Genomic DNA, 433 nt, shown 5'->3' on the forward strand with positions numbered 1-433 from the left:
AGGTCGGAGAGGTCGCCCAGCAGCTGCCGCGGGTCGAACACGGCATGCTCCAGCACGAGGTGGCCGCCATCGATCTTGGAGAAATCCAGCGTGTCGTCGACGATGCCCAGCAGGCGCCGGCCCGCGCGGTAGAGCTGCTCCACGCGCTCCTGCTGCGCGGGCGGCAGCGGCTCCTTGAGCGCGAGCTGCGCCAGCCCGAGGATGGCGTTGAGCGGGGTGCGGATCTCATGGCTCATCACGGCGAGGAAGGTGGCCTTCTCCTCGGCCACCTGCGCGAGCGCACGGGCCTGGTTGCGCTGCTCGGTCACGTCCAGCCACACACCGTTGAACAGCACCGCGCCGCCCGGCAGCGCGCGCGCGGTGGCGAGCGTCTTGATCCATTGCGTGCCCGCGCCGCGCGGCACTTCGACGTCGACATCCAGCGGTTCGAGCG

Annotated in this window: 1 protein-coding gene; it reads right to left on the reverse strand. The window is 70.9% G+C overall.

From position 1 onward, the window contains the following. Positions 1-433: histidine kinase dimerization/phospho-acceptor domain-containing protein (locus tag AC066S_RS39535; RefSeq protein WP_478272019.1), on the reverse strand; the 433-nt coding region annotated here is incomplete at both ends.

The organism is Bradyrhizobium sp. CFUWI, assembly GCF_056429085.1.